General features: G+C 56.2%; 17 protein-coding genes. 10 read left to right on the top strand and 7 right to left on the bottom strand.

Annotated features, from left to right (window positions below; genetic code table 11):
• The first annotated feature begins 37 nt into the window (after positions 1-37).
• Entirely contained in the window at positions 38-3721 is a 3684-nt protein-coding gene (locus PspR32_RS09625) for an ATP-binding protein (protein WP_232531829.1), read from the top strand.
• 680 nt (positions 3722-4401) lie between these two features.
• Here the strand turns inward: PspR32_RS09625 and PspR32_RS09630 are convergent.
• The gene (locus PspR32_RS09630; protein ID WP_442967002.1) at positions 4402-4980 is read right to left on the bottom strand and encodes a tyrosine-type recombinase/integrase; all 579 of its coding nucleotides are present in this window, start codon (positions 4978-4980) and stop codon (positions 4402-4404) included.
• Between the two features lie 157 nt (positions 4981-5137).
• Between PspR32_RS09630 and PspR32_RS09635 the strand changes: the two genes are divergently transcribed.
• Both PspR32_RS09635 and PspR32_RS09640 read left to right on the top strand, forming a co-directional pair.
• Positions 5138-5302: a hypothetical protein gene (locus tag PspR32_RS09635; RefSeq protein WP_158491185.1), complete on the top strand. Its 165-nt coding sequence runs from the start codon at positions 5138-5140 to the stop codon at positions 5300-5302.
• Between the two features lie 33 nt (positions 5303-5335).
• A complete protein-coding gene (locus PspR32_RS09640; protein ID WP_036994610.1) occupies positions 5336-5761 on the top strand; it encodes a hypothetical protein in 426 nt (141 codons plus the stop codon).
• A 272-nt stretch (positions 5762-6033) separates the two neighbouring features.
• Here PspR32_RS09640 and PspR32_RS09645 read toward each other — a convergent pair whose 3' ends face one another.
• Complete coding sequence (locus tag PspR32_RS09645; protein ID WP_159388372.1) at positions 6034-6588, bottom strand: YdeI/OmpD-associated family protein; 555 nt, start codon at positions 6586-6588, stop codon at positions 6034-6036.
• Between the two features lie 168 nt (positions 6589-6756).
• Here PspR32_RS09645 and PspR32_RS09650 point away from each other — a divergent pair, with 168 nt between their 5' ends.
• Entirely contained in the window at positions 6757-7008 is a 252-nt protein-coding gene (locus tag PspR32_RS09650) for a hypothetical protein (protein WP_159389369.1), read from the top strand.
• 8 nt (positions 7009-7016) lie between these two features.
• On the opposite strand, the gene PspR32_RS26325 is transcribed toward PspR32_RS09650, so the two are convergent.
• On the bottom strand, positions 7017-7979 hold the full coding sequence (locus PspR32_RS26325; RefSeq protein ID WP_159388373.1) for a fimbrial protein: 963 nt from the start codon (positions 7977-7979) through the stop codon (positions 7017-7019).
• A gap of 160 nt (positions 7980-8139) precedes the next feature.
• Entirely contained in the window at positions 8140-8277 is a 138-nt protein-coding gene (locus tag PspR32_RS26160; RefSeq protein ID WP_174242295.1) for a hypothetical protein, read from the bottom strand.
• A 475-nt stretch (positions 8278-8752) separates the two neighbouring features.
• Between PspR32_RS26160 and PspR32_RS09660 the strand changes: the two genes are divergently transcribed.
• From PspR32_RS09660 to PspR32_RS09670, 3 genes are all read left to right on the top strand, one after another.
• Positions 8753-9034 (top strand): excalibur calcium-binding domain-containing protein, encoded by a 282-nt coding sequence (locus PspR32_RS09660; RefSeq protein ID WP_081492840.1) that lies wholly within the window; start codon positions 8753-8755, stop codon positions 9032-9034.
• 308 nt (positions 9035-9342) lie between these two features.
• Entirely contained in the window at positions 9343-9912 is a 570-nt protein-coding gene (locus PspR32_RS09665; protein ID WP_010225504.1) for a DJ-1/PfpI family protein, read from the top strand.
• Positions 9913-10392: 480 nt separating this feature from the next.
• The gene (locus PspR32_RS09670; RefSeq protein ID WP_159388374.1) at positions 10393-10833 is read left to right on the top strand and encodes a hypothetical protein; all 441 of its coding nucleotides are present in this window, start codon (positions 10393-10395) and stop codon (positions 10831-10833) included.
• A gap of 534 nt (positions 10834-11367) precedes the next feature.
• Here PspR32_RS09670 and PspR32_RS09675 read toward each other — a convergent pair.
• Positions 11368-11655 (bottom strand): hypothetical protein, encoded by a 288-nt coding sequence (locus tag PspR32_RS09675; protein ID WP_159388375.1) that lies wholly within the window; start codon positions 11653-11655, stop codon positions 11368-11370.
• Positions 11656-11710: 55 nt separating this feature from the next.
• Here PspR32_RS09675 and PspR32_RS09680 point away from each other — a divergent pair, with 55 nt between their 5' ends.
• A complete protein-coding gene (locus PspR32_RS09680) occupies positions 11711-12064 on the top strand; it encodes a hypothetical protein (RefSeq protein WP_159388376.1) in 354 nt (117 codons plus the stop codon).
• A gap of 143 nt (positions 12065-12207) precedes the next feature.
• Here the strand turns inward: PspR32_RS09680 and PspR32_RS09685 are convergent, their stop codons facing one another.
• Positions 12208-12513, bottom strand: a complete 306-nt coding sequence (locus tag PspR32_RS09685; RefSeq protein WP_159388377.1) for a hypothetical protein — start codon at positions 12511-12513, stop codon at positions 12208-12210.
• Positions 12514-12809: 296 nt separating this feature from the next.
• On the opposite strand from PspR32_RS09685, the gene PspR32_RS09690 reads away from it, so the two are divergent.
• Positions 12810-14309, top strand: a complete 1500-nt coding sequence (locus tag PspR32_RS09690; protein ID WP_036994616.1) for a sensor domain-containing diguanylate cyclase — start codon at positions 12810-12812, stop codon at positions 14307-14309.
• A 585-nt stretch (positions 14310-14894) separates the two neighbouring features.
• Here PspR32_RS09690 and PspR32_RS09700 read toward each other — a convergent pair.
• The gene (locus PspR32_RS09700) at positions 14895-15821 is read right to left on the bottom strand and encodes a DMT family transporter (protein WP_051636735.1); all 927 of its coding nucleotides are present in this window, start codon (positions 15819-15821) and stop codon (positions 14895-14897) included.
• Positions 15822-16257: 436 nt separating this feature from the next.
• On the opposite strand from PspR32_RS09700, the gene PspR32_RS09705 reads away from it, so the two are divergent.
• On the top strand, positions 16258-18387 hold the full coding sequence (locus tag PspR32_RS09705; RefSeq protein ID WP_159388378.1) for a TonB-dependent siderophore receptor: 2130 nt from the start codon (positions 16258-16260) through the stop codon (positions 18385-18387).
• The last annotated feature ends 77 nt before the right edge of the window (positions 18388-18464 follow it).

The following is an 18464-nucleotide window of genomic DNA, read 5'->3' on the forward strand; positions in this document are numbered from 1 at the left end:
GCCATGACGGGGCGCCAGCATCATGCTGGGTTCTTGAATGAATAGCCGTCAGCCAACGGATTCCCGTACTTCAGGCACTTTCGGTCTTCTATCTCGCATGTATCTACGTCTTTTCTGTCTGTCCGTCGGGCTGTTTTTGGGTTGCACCCCGGTGATGGCTACATCGTTGCCTCCAGCCCCACAGGTACTGTCCAGCCAGTTGCGTATTGATCGTCCCGATATGGCGGTTTCAAGCGAAGACTGGCAGTGGCTGCGGCACAAGTCCGAGCTCAAGGTCGGCGTGTCGGCATCCGCGTCCGCGCCGTTTTCGATCAACGCCCAAGACAACCTGTATGAGGGCATCAGTGCCGATGCAACTGCTCTCATCGCGCAGCTATTGGGATTGCAGGTGAAGGTCGTGGTCTTCGCCAATGAGCAGGATGCGCGCAAGGCATTACGGGTCGGAAGCGTTGATGTGATCAGTATTCACGGCAGCACTGGGCCACGCCCGGACCTGCTACTGAGCATTCCCTACGCCCAGGATAGGCTGGCGGTGTTCAAACGCAGTGCCGAACCCCGGCATTCTCCCGTTGATCTTGCCGGCTTGCGCGTAGCCATCACCTATGAACACAGCGCCGAGCTCAAGCAACGCTATCCGCGGGCTGATTTGCGGGTGTTTGCCGAGCATGACGAGGCGATTGCCGCTGCCGCCTTTGGCCAAGCTGACGTTTACCTAGACGATCTGTACAGCGCCTACTACCGAATCAACAACTCGTACTATGGTTACTTGCGCTTTGAGCGTTTCAGCGACCTACCGGTAGGCGGCTACGGTTTTGCCTTGCGCACGGATAACTCACGCTTGCAGCGGCTCATCAACGTCGCCATCGAGGCCATCGGCGACGATACGTTGCACAACCTGGCCAAGCGGTGGGTCGGCAACAGCTTCATTCCAGGTGAAGAACCCTTAGACCTCACCTTAGAGCAGTTACGCTGGATCAAGCGTAACCCGGTAGCGCGATTGGTGATTAATGACGACATGGCACCGGGTGCCTACTTCGACTCGAGCGGCGTCTTTTCCGGTGGGTTCGCTGACCTGCTCGAAGTGATAACACTAAGTACTGGCCTGAATTTTGAGGTCGTTTTGCGCCGCGGCGGCTATCCGCAGATGATCGAAACACTGAAAGATAACGAGGCTGATCTGGCCTTGATGACCGCTAGTCCTGAGCGTGAAGCGTACTTGCGCTTTTCCAGACCACTGGATGCCAGTCCCTTTGTGTTGCTTAGCAGCAAAGAGCAGCAAGGCAAGCTGCAAAATCTGGCCGACAAGCGCGTGGCGATTCCTACTGGGCACGTGAGCTCACAGCAACTGCGCAAGCGCTACCCCGACGCAGTGATAATCGACGCTGGCACCACGTTGGATACAATGAACATGCTCTATAAAGGCAAGGCCGATGCCGCCATCGTGGCGTTGCCCGCAGCGCGTTATTACATGGAGCGCTTGTTTCGCGACAAATTGGTGATCAACCAGATGCTTGATGTTGGGCCGGCCACGCTCAACTTTGCGATGCGTCGAAGTGATGTTGAACTTCAATCGATTATCAACAAGGTCATGCAAAGCATTGCTCCGGATGAGATCAATGCGATTTCCAACCGCTGGCGTTCACCACCAGGGATGAGCGGCCAGACCTGGGTCGACTACCAACGGGTGATCATCAACATCATCGCGGGTGCGGCGTTGTTGCTGTTGTTATCGCTGGTCTGGGTGGTCTATCTGCGTCGCCAGATCAAAGCCCGGGCGAGGGCAGAGCGAATGCTCAACGATCAACTGCAGTTTGTCGAAACGCTGACTGATTGCATGCCGCCGCCGCTGTACGTGCGTGATCTCAAGGGGCGCATGCTTTCGTGCAATCGCAGTTACCTGAAAAGTGTCGGCTTAAGTGCCGAGCAGGTGCTGAACAAAACGGTGCGCCAGCTACCCAAGGAAAACTTCGAGAGCTTCCCGGACTTTCATCGCATCTACTTTAAGGCGATGCGCGACGGCCAGACGATCGAGTCGGTGCATGCCATTCAGCTCCAAGGCAGGGAGGCGTGGATCAACCACTGGGTGCAACCGTTCCAGGACTCCAAAGGTGACATAAAGGGGGTTATCTGTGGCTGGTTGGATATCACCGAGCACCGTCAGTTGGTGGAGCAGTTGCGAGAAGCGAAGGTCCACGCGGATGACGCCAGCCGTGCCAAGACCAGCTTTCTGGCGACCATGAGCCACGAAATCCGCACGCCGATGAACGCCGTAATCGGCATCCTTGAACTGGCGCTTAAGCGCGCCGAAAGCCAGCCGATCGACCGCGCCAGTATTGAAATAGCCCATACTTCGGCAAAAAGCCTGCTGGAGTTGATCGGCGATATCCTCGACATCGCACGCATCGAATCCGGACGACTTAGTCTGTCGCCCAAGCGTGCCAACTTGCGCGAACTGATCGAGTCGGTGGCCAGAGTGTTCGAGGGGCTAGCCAGGCAAAAGCGCCTGACCCTTATCCTCGACATCGATTCGAGCATCAACTGTGACGTGCTGGTCGATGCCCTGCGCTTCAAGCAAATCCTCTCTAACTTGATCAGCAATGCCATCAAGTTCACCGAAGAAGGCTCGATCAAGATCAGTATTTCCGGGTTTTTGGTCGATGCCAGCCTGCTCAATATTCACCTCAGCGTGGAAGACACCGGCGTTGGCATAAGCCCTACTGACCAGCAGCGCTTGTTCAGACCTTTCGTCCAGGCGCAACGCAATGTGCAACAGACCGAGGGTACGGGACTGGGGCTAGTGATCTGTCGTTCGCTGTGCGAAATGATGGGCGGTCGTGTAACTATGAGCAGTGCGTTAGGTCGTGGAACGATGATAGAAGTAGAGCTGCGCTTTCAGGTATTAGAGCGCATCAGTATCACGCAATTGCCTGCCTTACCATTGACTCATCAACGTTACTGTTTGCAAGTTCTGGTTGTGGATGATCACCAGGTCAACCGCCAAGTCTTACACCAACAACTAGAATTTTTGGGGCACGATGTCTATGAGGCAGAAGACGGTCAGTGTGCCTTCGACTGCTGGGGCAAGCAGCCCTTCGATGTTGTCATTACCGATTGCCACATGCCGGTCATGAATGGTGCTGACCTCGCACGAGCAATTCGCAAAGTCGAACAGGAGCAAGGGCTTGAGCCCACGGTGATTATTGGCCTTACTGCCGATGCACAGCCGGAAGAATTAGAGCAGTGTATTAAAGCGGGCATGAATGATTGCCTGATCAAGCCAATCGGACTCGACGAGCTGGACGCGAGGTTGTTGACGCTAAACCAGGATCGGGAAATAGAAAGCGCGTATCCTGAGACCGCATTGCCACTGATGGCGCCAGACTCGCTACGGCTGGTTGATCTGGGCCCTTTGGAGTTGCTCATCAACAGCGACCCGGTGAAGTTCCGCGAGATACTCGGCGAACTGATCAATAATAATCGCAGAGATTGTCAGTCACTGAGAGTCCTACTTGAAAATGGTGAGACGGATAAGTTAGGGGAACTGGCTCACAGAATTAAAGGCGCTGCGCGTGTTGTGAAGGGAGAGCAATTGGTCGAATTTTGCCGGCGCATGGAGGTTGTATGTGCGGATCCGCAAGCTTCGCCGGAGGAGCTCAGCAAGGCGGTGAATGAAGTGGAATTCGCCATAACCGAGCTGGAGCGCGCCCTTGGAGCTCTTTGAACGGGCAGTTTTGCTCACGTCGCGCTGCTCTGTTGATTTTTTCGGTTCACTTCAGATGCGGAGGGGATCTGAGTACGCCAAGGTGACTAGCTGCATGGCGTTCCGCTCGTAGTGCGCGGGGGGAATTGATCCCCCGAATGATGTGGAATGGTGCTTTAGTGTGTGGTTTAACTCGCTGGAATATAAGGAGGAGCATCCAATCACCTGCAATTTGTCAGGCCCAATCGAGTTCGCATCCTCGCATGAGTGCCATGGCATTCAAATCGCGGATACCTTTGCCGCTGCCGCGGTAAACGTTTTCTCCGGGGCAAAGGATGATGCCGCCGACCGCTGGCGGCACTCAATCAAAGGCGCCACTGACACAGTCTGTAGCCAGCGCTCAAAATCAGTTCCGCAACTGAAAATGTGACCCTTGCTACGGAAGAGTTTCAGCCCCTTCAGATTAGGTGAAATGCGGAACATAAAATTGGCTATCTAATTGTTTTTATAAGAAATAATTGTGGACTTGAAAACCGTCGATGGGCAACTATCCTAGAGTTCGAATCTCTACGCTTCCGCCATCTTCAAAGCCCTGATTATTCAGGGCTTTTTGCGTTTCTGGGGTCTAGAAAAGACCCATTTCAGTTCGGGCGAATGCCTATGAGTTCCGATACTTTTCGGAATGAGTTCCGAAACTTTCCTTATTTTGACGGCTTTGCGATGGCCCCAACCCGGCGATAAACCCGCTCGGTGATGTCGCCTTTGGTGTGCCCCAATAGCAGGCTGGCGTCCTCAATATCCTTGATTTCGGATGCTGCCTTCGGGCGGATATCGCGGAACTGGAACTGCGTAATCCGAGATGCGAGAAGGCTGTCGCCTTCCTCCAAGGCTGTAGATCTGGCCAGGGCCCGAGCTTCATCCCAGCGATTGCGCAGCATCGATGCAGACATGCGCTTGCCCCGCTCGCTGACAATCAAATAGCTGGAGCTGTGCACCTGGTTCCGCGCAGCCATTTGCTTGATCAGCTTGCCGAGGCTGTTATCTACGCCGTCCACCGAGAGCATGATGCGCAGCTTCTTGTGTGTCTTGTTCTGCTGGACAACCAGATAACCCCCCTCGATATCGTCCCGCCTCATCACCAGTACGTCCGCAGGACGCTGGCCCGTCAGATACGCCAGGTCCATGGCGTCTTTCAGTTCCGGTACTGCTTTCTTGTAGACCGCATCCCATACCGCGTCATTGGCGTAGAAGTCCTGAGGCGTCTCCTTGTTTTTGTGCACAGCTAGCGTGGCGGCTGACACGCACGGCGGGGGGCGGCGTTGCTTCTGGTGACCGACTGGCCGAGCTAGCGCCTGGCGGTTATGGCGCAGTTGCCGGTCGGGCTGATCTCTGCCCAGCGTCTGCGGCCAGGATAAACGGCTACTGTCGGGCAAGTGTATGATGTACTTCAGCCTGGTCGAGCGCGACGCACAAGGAGATGGCTGGCATCTGACACCAAAACCTGCTGTCACCTATTCCACTGGCGGCGAGGTCAACGAATTCACCTACGGCAATGAACCGTTCCGCGACCCGGACTGCAAGCCGAGCTATCCACTGCCGTAGTCGACTGCACCCAAGCACAAGGATGTGGCTACCATGAACACCCGCAACCCCCTGATCAGCGTGCTGATCTACCCGCTCGCGCCAATTGCAGTGATCTATCTCACCCACGTGCTGTGCCGCGAGCTCTGGTTCGCAAGCTTCTACGTGCCTGGCGAGGATGGCGGCGAAGTGGAGCCGGCGATGGCCATGATTGGCATTCCGTTTCTATTGATCATCGGGGCATTGCTGTTGGGCGGCCTCACTGTGCTGAAAAGGTGGGGCGCCCCGCGCTGGCTGACCGCGCTGCTGCGAGTGCCGCTGGTGGGCATGGCGCTGCTGCTCTCGTTGATTGCGACCGTGTTCTTCATGGGCCAGCCGCTGGCGGTGTTCAGCCATTGGCAGGTGGCATCCGCGTGGTTGGCCTGGCTTGGGAGTGCGGGGGTGTTTATGGTGCAGCAGTGGGATCGATTGCGTAGCTGAAGCTCGCGAACGGGGCTGATCGCGTGTGCTTATCGAATGCTGCGAGGGCTGCGCCCTCATTTCGCGACACAGGACCGTTCCCGTTTCTGAAGTGCGAGCAACTGTTTTGCTGCAACTTCCAAAGCCCTCGCAAAATCCAGTGTGTTGCATCCACCGGTTGAAGCCACAACCCGCTGCAGACATTCATGACAATTAAGCTAAAAGGCCATTTTTAGCCGGTCCCGGTGAGCGATTTGAATGCATTATTGGGCGTATTCAACGGAATGTCCCATTTAACAATTTTCTGCCTCAGGCGCACGGAAGGCCTTACTGTAGTAGCCGGACGGGTCGAAACAGCAAACCTGCTTCTTACCGGATGCAAGCATATCGCAGGCATTACCAATTCGTTTTGCGCGCGTCTTAAGTTGCTTGGCTGAAGTGATCCAGTGTATCCAGTCTACTCGTGCGATGGTCGTTGTATTGTTCCAGACTGTACAAGCCTCAGGATAGGCTGCCAGTGCCTCCTGAAAATCTGCTGGGATGTCAGGCTCGGGTTCCTTCTTCACAGGGGTTAGCGCTAGAGTCACGATATCCCCAACGGCCGCACCGGCGGCTTCGAGTAATTCTGTACTTACCTGCAACCAATGGCTCAGCTGACCATCCGGCTCAAGGGTTGCCTGGAAATGGTGCCCATTGATTGTGCCTTCAACAGTCGTCCTTCCTCGCCTTGGAAGCTGTTCACTCGCGTCTTTTGGCAGTACTACAAACGCCCAGGACGTATCATTATCAGGCGTTGCCGGACGAAGAAGCTTTGCTTTGAATCGGGATTTCACATCGATTGTTGTCATTGCAACGCCTCCGTTTAATACGCCAAGCTCAGCTGCGGTAAAGATTTAGTGCACGAGATCGACGCTACCTATTAGTTACTACTCTGTCCAGCGGCTGCTTATGGCCGGAACCAGACATTGGCGGTCGTCATTGATCTGGCGCGCTCTGCAGCTAAGAAGAAATGGCCGATGGCCTATACTGCTTTGATCAAATGGCCAGAGCGACAAAGCGTGAAGAGGACCCTGGCGGGAGTAATCGAGGCCGGCGAGCCGCTGATTCAGCAGGCCATCGATGCGCTGCGCCGCTATCCTGAAGCCCTGGATGCCGGTCAACCGGCAAAGGAAGTCGAGCGCCTGCGGCTGGAGGCTGAGTCGCTTTACCAGGCTGTCACCGAATACCAGCTGCGCGCCCTGAGTGGTTATAGCGAGACCCTTCATTGAGGGAGGCTTCAAAGGTAGCTCATGATGAAGGTCACACTCGAGTTTGCCGTGCCAGGTGTGAGTGATTCATTGGGTATTCGGTAGTAGGCCGCTTTGAGGGGGATCTGGAAGTTTCCACCACTGTTGCCGGTGCTGTCGGTGAAGACCTGACTCTTTTCGAGTTCAATGGGTTGACTATTTTCGTTGAATAGCTGAAGGCCAATCCCGCGAGCGATTGAGTCGGCGCTTAACTCAACAATTCCCGCTCGTGCATCAATAATGGAAGTGTTGGCTTTGAGCGTGTAATGGATCTTGTTAATCGCCTTTGGGCAGTCAATCAGGTTAATGTTGAAGGCGACCTTGGGCGTGTTTGCAGTGTCAAGGCTGCTGACGGTGTGATCAGTGCCCATATTGACCTGCACGTCCGGACTTTTGCAGGAGGCAGATTGATGGGTAATGGTTATGTTAAGATAGAACTTGATAAGTTCCAGATCACCTTTCTTATAGGTGGCCAGTAGCCCGTTGATCGGTTTGGTATTGGTGGGAATATTACCTGTTTTTACCAAGCCGAGCGTATAGGTAGCACCCATGAGATATCGACTACCTGTTGTTGTGACAACGTTGTCGTCATAGGAGGGCAGGCCCTCGTTTTTATCCCCACTTTTAATGTACCAGGACAGTCCGGTCCCGGGCATCGCGAACAAGTAGCCCTTGGTGGTATGGGTGCTGAAGGACGGATTAGCAATAAGCCCCATATTGGTGTTGACGCTGCAGTCATATGAGGCTGTGTCGCCCACGCTGCCCATAGACTGTTCGTAGACAGTGGTGCCATCAGGTGTATCTCGGGGGATATCAAGTTTCATATCGCTAAGTGAACTATTTAGTATAAGCGTCTTGAAATTTGATACTGGTGTGCAAATTGCGGCCATTGATGAAGTGCTGGCGCAGAGCAATAGGGTGAACAGCAGCCATGTTATGTTGTTGAGTGCCATTACTTGCCTGGCCTCTCAATAAATTCCCAATGGTAATCCGGGTTTTCAGCTTTGAGTTTGTTGGCTTCATCGCGAAGGGGAGTGCTTGCAGAAGTTTCGTGCTGCACGGTAGGCGCACAAGCAGAAATTGCAATAAGAATACTTGCAAGTAAAGTTGGTTTTAATTTATAATTGCTTGCTTGCTTGCTTGCTTGCTTGCTTGCTTGCTTGCTTGCTTGCTTGCTTGCTTGCTTGCTTGCTTGCTTGCTTGCTTGCTTGCTTGCTTGCTTTGCGTTAATTCCGAATTGTGTAAGTTCATTGCTAATTCGTACTCGTTCAAAATGGATAGGTGAAGCTACCTACGCCACCTCGAATTCGAAATCAGACGATTCTCATTTTTGCCACAAGCGCTAGGCCTTGGGCGGCATTCCTCCCCTGGTTGGCGAGCAACCATCTAGCCACTAGTTCTCAAGGTGGGGCTCTTTATGTTGGTGTCGTACAGGCTCCATCAGGCGCTCGGTTCTGCTGCTGATCGGTAATTGTCAGGCCTTGGGCGCTCGACTATCAGCGCCTGGATATTTGGTTCAGGGCCAGGCCCCGATGTTTTCCCGCAGCTGCTCGACGTGAAAATCACCGGCATGGCCCGGGTCGGAATGAACCTGACTGGGAGCGAGGAAGTGGACGGTGGCCGCTTTCTCACCTGCCTACCGGCAGGCTGAACGTGGATTAGTGGGTTACGCTGGAAAGCAGGCAACGCGCAAATGCAAACGGCCTCTCATCACGGATGAATCAAAATGAAACTGATTTTGGTAGCGCTCGTTGTTGGTCTGTTGGCTTGGAAGCTTTCCCCTCAATTGCAATCCTTGACTGAGGTCCGGCTATCGCCTCCCACAGCAGCCTCTTCAGTTACGATTGCTCCGAAGCTTGTTTCACCGCCATTCAAATGCGATGGGCGCAAATATTGTTCCCAGATGACCTCGTGCAAAGAGGCCAAAAACTTTCTGCAAAATTGCCCAGGCATGGAGATGGACGGTGACTACGACGGCGTGCCCTGTGAGGCGCAGTGGTGCCGGTGACAACTCACCGATAGCTGGCATGTTGGTAGATATCGGTGAGTTGTCACCAGTGCTGAAGCCGGCGGAGGTTGGTGGGCCTAGAAGGGCGCAGCAGGAACATGTAGCGAGGCAGGGCGTTCAGTCTGGCCCAGTGCTCGCGGCCTGTTCCCTGTCGCTGGTCGGAGCAAGTTCGCAGGCGACATCGTCGCATATCTGCGTTGAGACCCTGTAGCCAAGACGACTTGATCGGCAGGGAGCTGCCTAAAACAAGCCTTGAAATCCGGTTGTTACCGCTTTATGTTCCCGGGATTCAAGGAGGACTCTGACAGATGGCACGCATAGGTTTGGTACTGACACCCGGTTTTGCTGATTGGGAATACGCTTTCATTGCAGGCACCGCATCACCGTTTTACGGAATCGACGTCCGCTTTTTTGCCCCAGCTCCGGGGCAGTTCTTCTCGCAGGGAGGGTTGGCCGTAACGGTGGATAGCAGTTTGGAACAATGCCTGGACTGGAAACCAGATGTTGTCGTCATCGTCGGAGGCATGGTCTGGGAGCAAGCAGAAGCGCCAGATATTGGAGACTTTCTTCGCGCTAGCCGACTCGCGGGGGCGACAATCGCTGGAATATGTGGCGCAACGCTGGCTCTGGCGAGGGCTGACCTCCTCAACACGACGCCTCACACCTCGAACAGCGCTGATTTCCTAAAACAGAAGGCTGCAAATTATAAAGGGGAGGCTCTTTATCACAGCTGTACAGGCGCTATGGTTGCAGACCGGATCATTACTGCACCAGGCCCTGCACCTGTTAGCTTCACCTGCGCAGTGTTTGAAGCTGCGGGGCTATCGCCAGAGGTTGTTCTACAGTTCAGATCAATGTTGGCCGCTGAACATGAGTAACCGTGTCGTCCCACAGCCGCAGCTCATGAGTACTCGGTGTGAGGACTGGTCCACCTGTTTACTTCTCGCAACTATCTAGGGCATGTGACATCAGCATCCGGGTCGAGGACTTCGCCGGATGCTTACGCAGATTTGTCGAGCCGCTAACCTGGTTAGTAAAGTCGCACCTTCGATGACGGCGCACTCATCAAACGGCTCGCGGAGCAGGATAACTTTCCCAGCGACGCAGCCTGCGCTGAATGCTGGATTAGCTACGGAATCGTTCGCCAGCCGCTCGACAAAACGGTTAGCCCTTGCCACTTCAGCTTTAACAGTGCCTGCCGGGAAGCCTATTGGCTCCGGTACTTCTGCGCTTAGAGCGATCACTGACGGACCGAGCCCGCAGTAGCGGTGGCTGCATTTCGTCGGCAGGGCAAGAACTTAAGAGATCGTGGTCAGTCTTACCAGGTACTTAGTCCTACCTCTGGAGCCGTACAAAAAATGAAGAAAACCCTGGTGGCCGTTTTTGCCTGTGCATTTGTGATGGGGACGGCGGCGCTGTTGCCGGCCGATCTCTCTCCTATCGGCTCAGCTTACGCAAGGGGTGAAGGGGGTGGTGGTGGCCACGGCGGCGGCCACGGCGGTGGAAACGGAGGCGGCATGGGTGCAGGAAATGGCAGCCATGGTGGTAAAAGTAACGGTGCCAGTTTTGGCGGCGATCATGCCGGTAAGGCGACACGTGATCACGGCGTGAGTGGTAACCGCTACGGTAGCGACCGCAATGACGATAATGGTCATGGCACTTCTACTTCCGGCATTGCTCATTCCAAGGACACCCGCGGTTTGTCCAAGTCAACTGCAATCTCCGCTACCACGCCGGGTGATCATAATGCTAAAGGGCTGAGCAACGCGGTCAGGTCGTCTTCCAAGAACGATCGTTGATACGATTCGCTGCAGCGTGTCCAAGGCCATTTGAGTACGCCGACGAAGCCCAGCCCCGTGCTGGGCTTTTTGCAATTGGCAGGCATGACAATCCCGGCGCAAGGCCGGGCTTGGCGCTGCGTCTCATCGAGCGCTGCGGGATGACAGACTGCATTCGATATCGATCGTAGTAGCGGTGTAACGCGTCAGCGAGTAACCAGCGGCTCCCCAGCGCGCATCCGAAAGCGCATAACGCTGAGCCGTGCTGCCGGACCCCACGGCAGGGTTAATCGATATTATTTGATTTGGAATATAAATTAGCTATCTTAAGAACAGAGTTGTATTTAAGTCTGCTTGAGAACTGCACATGCTGAAACGATCACTCTTTCTCCTTGCTTCTACATTTACATGTATGCCTGTTTTTGCTGCAGGGAGCCTCCAGGATGCCATTGGATCCAATGTAATCGCTGCCGGAGAGGTTGAAGAGTATTTCTGCCCCGGGCTGGGGCTGTATGATTGCTCGGGTTGGCCAGCGAATCTTTATCGGTTCACGGGTCAGAACGTCTGCTTTACATCGAGCGAATCTTGCAACTTGGGCTGCTCTGCCTTATTGCTTGAAAAGGACGGGCTGCAGTCGATTCTTTTAGTGGGTGCAAGATACCGTGACAAGATTTCGCGCGCATCTGGGCAGGCCAAGGATTGTCCCAAAGACTTCACCCGGTAGGGTGTCTCCGCGCCACCTCTTCTTGAAATTTCCGCTTTGCGATCGCCTTCTCGATGAATTGAACGTGCGTTCTCGCCATCGGCCACCTCCTTCAATCCGCTCGGCGGCAATTGCAACACGCGGTATAACCCCTGCCGAGAACGCTTCTGCCAAAAATCATTACAGGGAAGGAAAATGAAGGCTTATAAAACCTGCTCAGCGCTGATCGCAACAGCGTTTCTGTTTTTACACGGCTGCGAGAACCCTGAGGGTCACATCTACCAAGCTAACCGTTGTGCGGTGGCCTATTCGATGGGGAGCAACGTCGACCCATCAGTCGTTACCAACGCTGCCCTCGAAACCGGGCAGTACATGCGAGCGCACGGTATCAATAAGAGCGCTGCAGAGCTAACCGCCATGACTGACAAGGTCAAGGATGAAATAATGGGCACCCTCGACGCTCCGTATAAGGGTTGGGAAGGCCGAGCCGATAGAATTTCAGAATCTGATTTTTGCAAAAAGTACCTGAGTAGCTTGCAAGCGCAATAGGTGCGCGGGCTGCCGGTGTTGTTCCATAGCATTGTACTACTGCTTTGTCAGGGGCCAGGCCTCCCGAAGGCTACCCTGGCTGCAGTAAATTTGAGCCATGAAAATGCCCGCGCTGAGCGGGCAATCGGAATGTTTGAATAGACTCAGGCGCCCGATTCAGGGTCGCTTGCAGGTACGCCGCGGGGTTCCTTGTTTTCATCCTGATCGTTCATCTGTGAGTCGGCGTCAGGCTGATCGGTGCGGCCCTTATTGACTGCTTGCGGACGCTCGGTTGGTTGCGAATGGTTGGTATGCATGTCAGAAAGCTCTTGCTCGACAGGTGTCTCATCATCCGGCGGCAGAGGGACCTCAGGCTCATCACGCCGGGAATCATGGCCGGTTTCGTTAGTGGTTGTTCGGGTTACGTTCTGCTGCGACCTGTTACCAGGTGCATTCTCGTCACTTTCCATGCGGGCTCTCCGTTCTGATGCGCGGGACATCCACGCTTAACATTCAGAGATGCTAAATCCGTGAGGAGTGCCGCGCATTGGACGAATGGCGGCCAATGAAGACCCCGGCTTGGCGACCGGGTTTCTTTTGATCCTCACCAAAAGCGAAATGATCACGATGGACAAAACATGCCACCAGCCTTTCCCTGCTGCGCTTTCGTTGCACTCCTTGTATTGTTGGCCAAGGCCAGGAATTGCCTTCTGCTGCGGCCCTAGACAGCCCGCGCGAGAATCCGGACTCTCCATCAGGTACTGACGTGAAGCGTGATATCCACCTCGTTATTCTTTTGCTACTGGTGATTGGCTGTTCCTTGGCATCGCTGACCTTGTGGAAAGTGGTGGCCTCGCGAGAACGAGCACTGGAAGAAATCAACATTCATGGACTGAACCTGACTCAGGCGCTCGCCACCTATGCTGACGGCATCGTCAGGCAGAGCTCGCTTTTGCTGCTTGGCCTGGTCGAGCGTCTGGAGACGGAAGGCAGCGACCCCGCGCAGATCGATCGCCTGAGTCTGCTCGTTAGCCGTCAGCAGCCGCTGATGCCACAGATGAGCGGCGTCACCATCTATGACAAGCAAGGCCGGTGGTTGATGTCATCCAACCGCACGATTCCGGCAGGCGCCAATAGCAGCGACCGGGCTTACTTCATTCATCACCTCAACGATCCTTCCCGCGAGCCCTTTATCGGCCTGCCAATCCGCAGCCGATCCAACCAGGAATGGGTGATCACCATCAGCCGTCGATTCAATGACGCACAGGGCAATTTTGCTGGAGTGGTGGCGGTTACCCTGGGGATCGAAAATTTTCTACGGCTCTTCGGCAAGATCGATTTAGGGCAGGAAGGCGCAATCGGTTTGTCTTACACCGACGGTTCGATGCTGGTGCGCTATCCGTTTCGCGAGCAGGACATGGGACGCAATTTTTCAACGTCTCCGATCTACGCCAAGTACCTGGTCGATAAAACGGTGGGAACGGCTTCATTCACCTCCAGCCTGGACGGGGTGGAGCGGCTTTACGCTTTTCGCAAAAGCGATAGGCTCCCGCTGGTGACCACTGTCGCGTTGGGCAAGCGCGAGGCACTGGCGTCCTGGAAGCTCGAAGCGGTGTTGTCGCTGTTGGCGGTGTCGGGCCTGCTTGGGGTCACCGGAATCATCGGGTGGATGCTGATCCGCGATATCCGACGCAGGATCGAGATAGAAGGGGCGTTGCTGGTGGCGCAGCAGCAACTACTCGAGACCAACCAGCAGCTCGAGCGATTGGCAATGAACGATGCGCTGACCGGTCTGGCGAACCGGCGCTGCTTCGACGAGACGCTGGCCATGGAAGTACATCGAGCCCAGCGGGATGAGACCCTCCTGGCATTACTCATAATCGATATCGACCATTTCAAGCTGTACAACGACACCTATGGTCATCTTGCGGGTGATGCGTGCCTGAGGGAGGTTGGTAGTGTGCTTGCAGAATGTGTCCGGCGGCCAACCGATCTGCTGGCCCGCTACGGTGGCGAGGAAATGGCTGTGATCCTGCCCAATACCGACATCGCAGGGGCGACGGTGGTTGCACAGCTGATGCTTGATCGATTGAACGGACAAAATATCGTTCACGAAAGCAGTCCCTTTGGGCATGTTACCGTGAGCATCGGCCTCTCCTCCATGCCGGGAGCGAACCTGGATCAATGGCAATCGTTGCTCGATAAAGCAGACCAGGCGCTCTACATCGCCAAAGCGGCTGGGCGCAATCGTCTGGCTGTTGGCTGAGCGTCTTCCTCGCCGACGTTCGCGACGGACCAGGACTTTACCTGGCAGCTCTATCTGCTGGCCGTCCATATATGGGCGTCGGCGACCATCGGCCTGGTGATGACGCTGGTCGGCTCGCCACTTGCCCCGTCGCCTGACATTGCCCGTGCTGCCGCTAGTGGGTGGGGCTGCCGTTGGTAGCTGCGCGAAACAGAAATGGTGCCCATCTACGTGAGCAGCATTTCTAGTTACGTTAGCTATCCAGGCTTATCGATATTTCGGGTTCATGACTGACGGGGAAGTTAACCGAACGGGCAATGAAGCACTTTTTGTGTGCGATCCGGTGAAGTGCCTTAGCTTTTTCGATGTCAGACCCCGACGCCAAGATTACCTTCGGCCTCAAAACAACCGAGGTAAATTGACGTTCCTGTGCCCTCATTACCCATCCAAGTTACCTGAACTTCGTAGTCGTGTACTTTGTCTGCCATTTGATCCTGCCTGGGAAAGAAATACGCTACGGATCATCGCCGCCGTGCGGTCACCACCTGCACGTCTCTGGCGTTCAGGCGGTCATCGTTCCTTCTGTGTCTCCTGGTGTGCGCCCGGTCAGGACGCGGCTTGCCTGCGCCAATATCCGCGAAGGGCCGGCCAGTACTCCGACAGGGCAATACCCAGCACAATGATTGCACCGCCGAGAAAGACCGTCGGGCTCAACGACTCGTTGAGAATCAGTGTTGCGAATACCGCAGCGAACACCGGTTCAAGGTTATAGATGAAGGTCGCTCGTGCCGGGGTTGTCCGTTGTTGAAAGCGAGTCTGGACCCAGAACGCAAATGCTGTCGCCAATACGGCGGTGATCACCACCGCTCGAACAACACTTGCATCCAGATGCGTCGGCAATACCTGACCCACCATAAACACACTGCACAGCAGGCCCAGAATGGCCATGGTAGCGATCTGGATGAAGGCCAGAGCCGCGCTGCCAGCCTTGTGACCGAGCCGGTCAAGGGCCAGGATGTGCAACGCCGTGAATATCGAGCCAAACACCACCAGCAGGTCGCCTTTGTGCAGTTGTTGCACGTCGGCACCGGACATCACGAAGATCCCCGCAAGGGCTAGCACCGCGCCGATCTTGGTGCCGGTACCGGTAGGTACTTTGAACAGTGGGCCTGCCAGCAGCGGTACCCAGATTACGCATAGCCCGGCAAGAAAGCCGGTGTTGACCGCCGTGGTGTACTGCAAGCCGTAGATCAGCAAAAAGAATGAGCAGAACAACAGCGTGCCGAGCAGTACGCCGGCGCTGAACCCGGCACGGTTAAGTTGGCTCAGGCTGCGCCAGGCGAAAGGTAGCACCACCAGTGCGGCAAGCGCGAAACGCAGCCAGAGGATTACCAGGACCGGGTTGCCGGTCACCGCTTCTTTCATCAGCGGAAAACCCAGGCCCCATCCCAAGGCCACGAACACCAGTAATGCTTCGGCCTGGTATTGCCCTTTTCGCCCAACTGGGGGCGATACATCCTTCACCTCAATCATCCATGATCCTTACATATCGTTCAGGCAGGTAGCGGGCGTCTTGCCCGTTTTATCGCCTCTGTCTTTCGTCCTGCGGCGACTTGTACGATGGCCTCACGGGTGGGGCCGACGCTCGGACGAACACTCGAGGAGATCAGATGGGGCGCCACTCCCATGGCTAAAAGTACATGGGAAGATTTCTGGGAGCCAGAGCTACAGGCAGAACCGGTCGAAATGGCCTGTACCGGGAGACAGTTGACGATGGGGTAAGCGCCCGGCCAATACGCTTACCGGATTCGATGGCGTAAAGGTGGCGTGAACCCGGACGTTCATTCCGCTGAGGAGACTCGCCAGGGGAGGGACTGCAGAAAATTATTGCTAATACGAATTGTTACCATATACCATCGCCGCGCTTCACCCTCACTGTCCGTTCTTCCCTGTTCTGGAACCGCAATCGATGCGTCGCACGATCGTCTCGCTGTGTCTGCTCCACGCTGCGCCTTCACTCGTATGGGCCTCAGAACCGCCTCTTGCGGCGGGTAACATTCAGCTAGAAGCAGTCAGCATCAATGCTGACGCGATCGATTACGAGCGTGCCGATGGGCCTGTAGAGGGCTATAAAGCCAACCGTTCGGCCAGTGCGACACGCACTGACACTGCCCTGCACGAAACCCCGCAGTCGGTCAGCGTGGTGCCCAAGGATGTCCTGGAGGACACCGGCGCCACCCGCCTGCAGGATGGCCTCGACTATGCCGGCGGCGTCGGCCGCGCCAACAACTTCGGCGGCCAGGGCCTGACCACTTTCACCGTACGCGGTTTCACCACCGGCGAGTTCTACCGCAATGGTTTCCCGATCAACCGCGGCTACCCCAACGCCCCCGACGCCAACACCGTCGAGCGCCTGGAAGTGCTGCGCGGCCCGGCCACCAGCCTCTATGGCCGCGGTGACCCCGGCGGCACCTTCAACGTGGTCAGCAAGCAACCGCTGCCCGAATCGAAGGTCATCCTGGGCAGCCAGTTCGACGACCAGGGCATGCACCGCGCCACCCTGGACGCCACGGGCCCGCTGAGCCAGGACGGTAGCCTCGCCTACCGCCTGAACGTGCTCGGTGAGGGCGGTGAAAGCTTCCGTGACGATGTCGAGAGTGAACGCTACGACGTGGCACCGGTGATCAGCTGGCAGGTCAACGACAGCACGAAGGTCGTTTTCGAGGGCGATTTCATGCGCAACAATCACCCACTCGACCGTGGCCTGACCCGCTACAGCACCCAGACCGGTAGCGCCTCCCGCGACACTTACATCTGGGAGAAAGGCAGCGACAACCTGCTGCACAACGACAACAACATGGCCCAAGTGCGTTTCGAGCACCTGCTCAACGACAACTGGACCCTGGGCGGTGGTTTCCAGTTCCTCGACGGCTCGCTCAAGGGCAACGCCGTGGAGGCCAACGGCGCACCGGCCGACGGCCGCACCCTGCAACGCAACTTCAACTACCGCAAGCTGGAATGGACCGACCGCGACTGGCAACTCAACCTTACCGGTCATTTCGACACGGGTGGCTTCGCCCATACGCTACTGACCGGCGTCGAGTACGAGGACTACGACTACAACTCGATCATCCGGCGCTCCTCGGCGGCGAACGGTACCTACCCGATCGACATCTACAACCCGGTACTTGGCCAGGCGCGCCCGGCGCTGACCCGCGTCACCACCTGGGACAAGGAGAACCTGCAGACCTGGGCCTTCTTCATCCAGGACCAGGTGGCCCTGACCGAGCGCCTCAAGGCCCTCGCCGGGGTGCGTTTTGAACGCTTCGAGCACGACTATGACGACAAACTCGTCAACAGCCGCGATTTCAGCAAAGGGCAGAACGGCGTCACCCCGCGCTTTGGCCTGCTCTACGACCTGAGCGACACGGTCGCGGTCTACGCCAACACCGCCCGCTCGTTCAAACCCAACACCGGCACGCCGGCCGGCGGCGGTGGTTTCGACCCGGAGAAAGGCAAGTCCTATGAGCTGGGCGTGAAGTGGGAGGCGCTGGATCGGCAACTGAGTGTCGATGCCGCGGTGTACCACATCGTCAAGCAAAACGTGCTCACCCGCGACCCGCTGAACACCGACTACAGCCTGGCGGCCGGCGAGGTACGCAGCCGTGGCCTGGACATCAACGTGGCGGGCAACATCACCCCTGAATGGCGGATGATCGGCGGCTACGCCTACGTCGATGCCGAGGTGACCAAGGACAATCGCCTGCCCACCGGCACACGCCTGGCCAATATCCCGCGCAACAGCTTCAGCCTGCTCAACACCTACGAGTTCCAGGACGGTTTGGCCAAGGGCCTGGGCCTGGGGGTGGGGGTCAAGTACGTGGACGATCGCAGTGGCCAAACCGAAGCGCTGACCTACACCATGGAACGCTACAGCGTGGTGGACCTGCTGAGCTTCTACAAGGTCAACGAGCACGTGCGCCTGAACCTGGACGTGAAGAACGTGTTCAACAAGGGGTATGACGAAGGGGCCTTCAATAGCTATGTCTACCCTGGAGCTCCGCGCACGGTGCAGGCAGGAGTGGCCTACACGTTCTGATCGGCGGGGGAAGCTGACGGCAATCGTGCTCTTGGATGGCCGTGGTCGGGCAGGCATTGGCGAATCACCTGACGACG

It is taken from the genome of Pseudomonas sp. R32 (assembly GCF_009866705.1).
In the GTDB taxonomy this organism is placed as follows: Bacteria; Pseudomonadota; Gammaproteobacteria; order Pseudomonadales; family Pseudomonadaceae; genus Aquipseudomonas; species Aquipseudomonas donghuensis.

What these genes read in the sequence shown, in the direction of transcription:
- PspR32_RS09625 (WP_232531829.1), top strand. Translation starts at nt 38, where the DNA reads ATGAATAGCCGTCAGCCAACGGATTCCCGTACTTCAGGCACTTTCGGT.
- PspR32_RS09635 (WP_158491185.1), top strand. Translation starts at nt 5,138, where the DNA reads ATGATGTACTTCAGCCTGGTCGAGCGCGACGCACAAGGAGATGGCTGG.
- PspR32_RS09640 (WP_036994610.1), top strand. Translation starts at nt 5,336, where the DNA reads ATGAACACCCGCAACCCCCTGATCAGCGTGCTGATCTACCCGCTCGCG.
- PspR32_RS09645 (WP_159388372.1), bottom strand. Translation starts at nt 6,588, where the DNA reads ATGACAACAATCGATGTGAAATCCCGATTCAAAGCAAAGCTTCTTCGT.
- PspR32_RS09650 (WP_159389369.1), top strand. Translation starts at nt 6,757, where the DNA reads ATGGCCTATACTGCTTTGATCAAATGGCCAGAGCGACAAAGCGTGAAG.
- PspR32_RS26325 (WP_159388373.1), bottom strand. Translation starts at nt 7,979, where the DNA reads ATGGCACTCAACAACATAACATGGCTGCTGTTCACCCTATTGCTCTGC.
- PspR32_RS26160 (WP_174242295.1), bottom strand. Translation starts at nt 8,277, where the DNA reads ATGAACTTACACAATTCGGAATTAACGCAAAGCAAGCAAGCAAGCAAG.
- PspR32_RS09660 (WP_081492840.1), top strand. Translation starts at nt 8,753, where the DNA reads ATGAAACTGATTTTGGTAGCGCTCGTTGTTGGTCTGTTGGCTTGGAAG.
- PspR32_RS09665 (WP_010225504.1), top strand. Translation starts at nt 9,343, where the DNA reads ATGGCACGCATAGGTTTGGTACTGACACCCGGTTTTGCTGATTGGGAA.
- PspR32_RS09670 (WP_159388374.1), top strand. Translation starts at nt 10,393, where the DNA reads ATGAAGAAAACCCTGGTGGCCGTTTTTGCCTGTGCATTTGTGATGGGG.
- PspR32_RS09680 (WP_159388376.1), top strand. Translation starts at nt 11,711, where the DNA reads ATGAAGGCTTATAAAACCTGCTCAGCGCTGATCGCAACAGCGTTTCTG.
- PspR32_RS09685 (WP_159388377.1), bottom strand. Translation starts at nt 12,513, where the DNA reads ATGGAAAGTGACGAGAATGCACCTGGTAACAGGTCGCAGCAGAACGTA.
- PspR32_RS09700 (WP_051636735.1), bottom strand. Translation starts at nt 15,821, where the DNA reads ATGATTGAGGTGAAGGATGTATCGCCCCCAGTTGGGCGAAAAGGGCAA.
- PspR32_RS09705 (WP_159388378.1), top strand. Translation starts at nt 16,258, where the DNA reads ATGCGTCGCACGATCGTCTCGCTGTGTCTGCTCCACGCTGCGCCTTCA.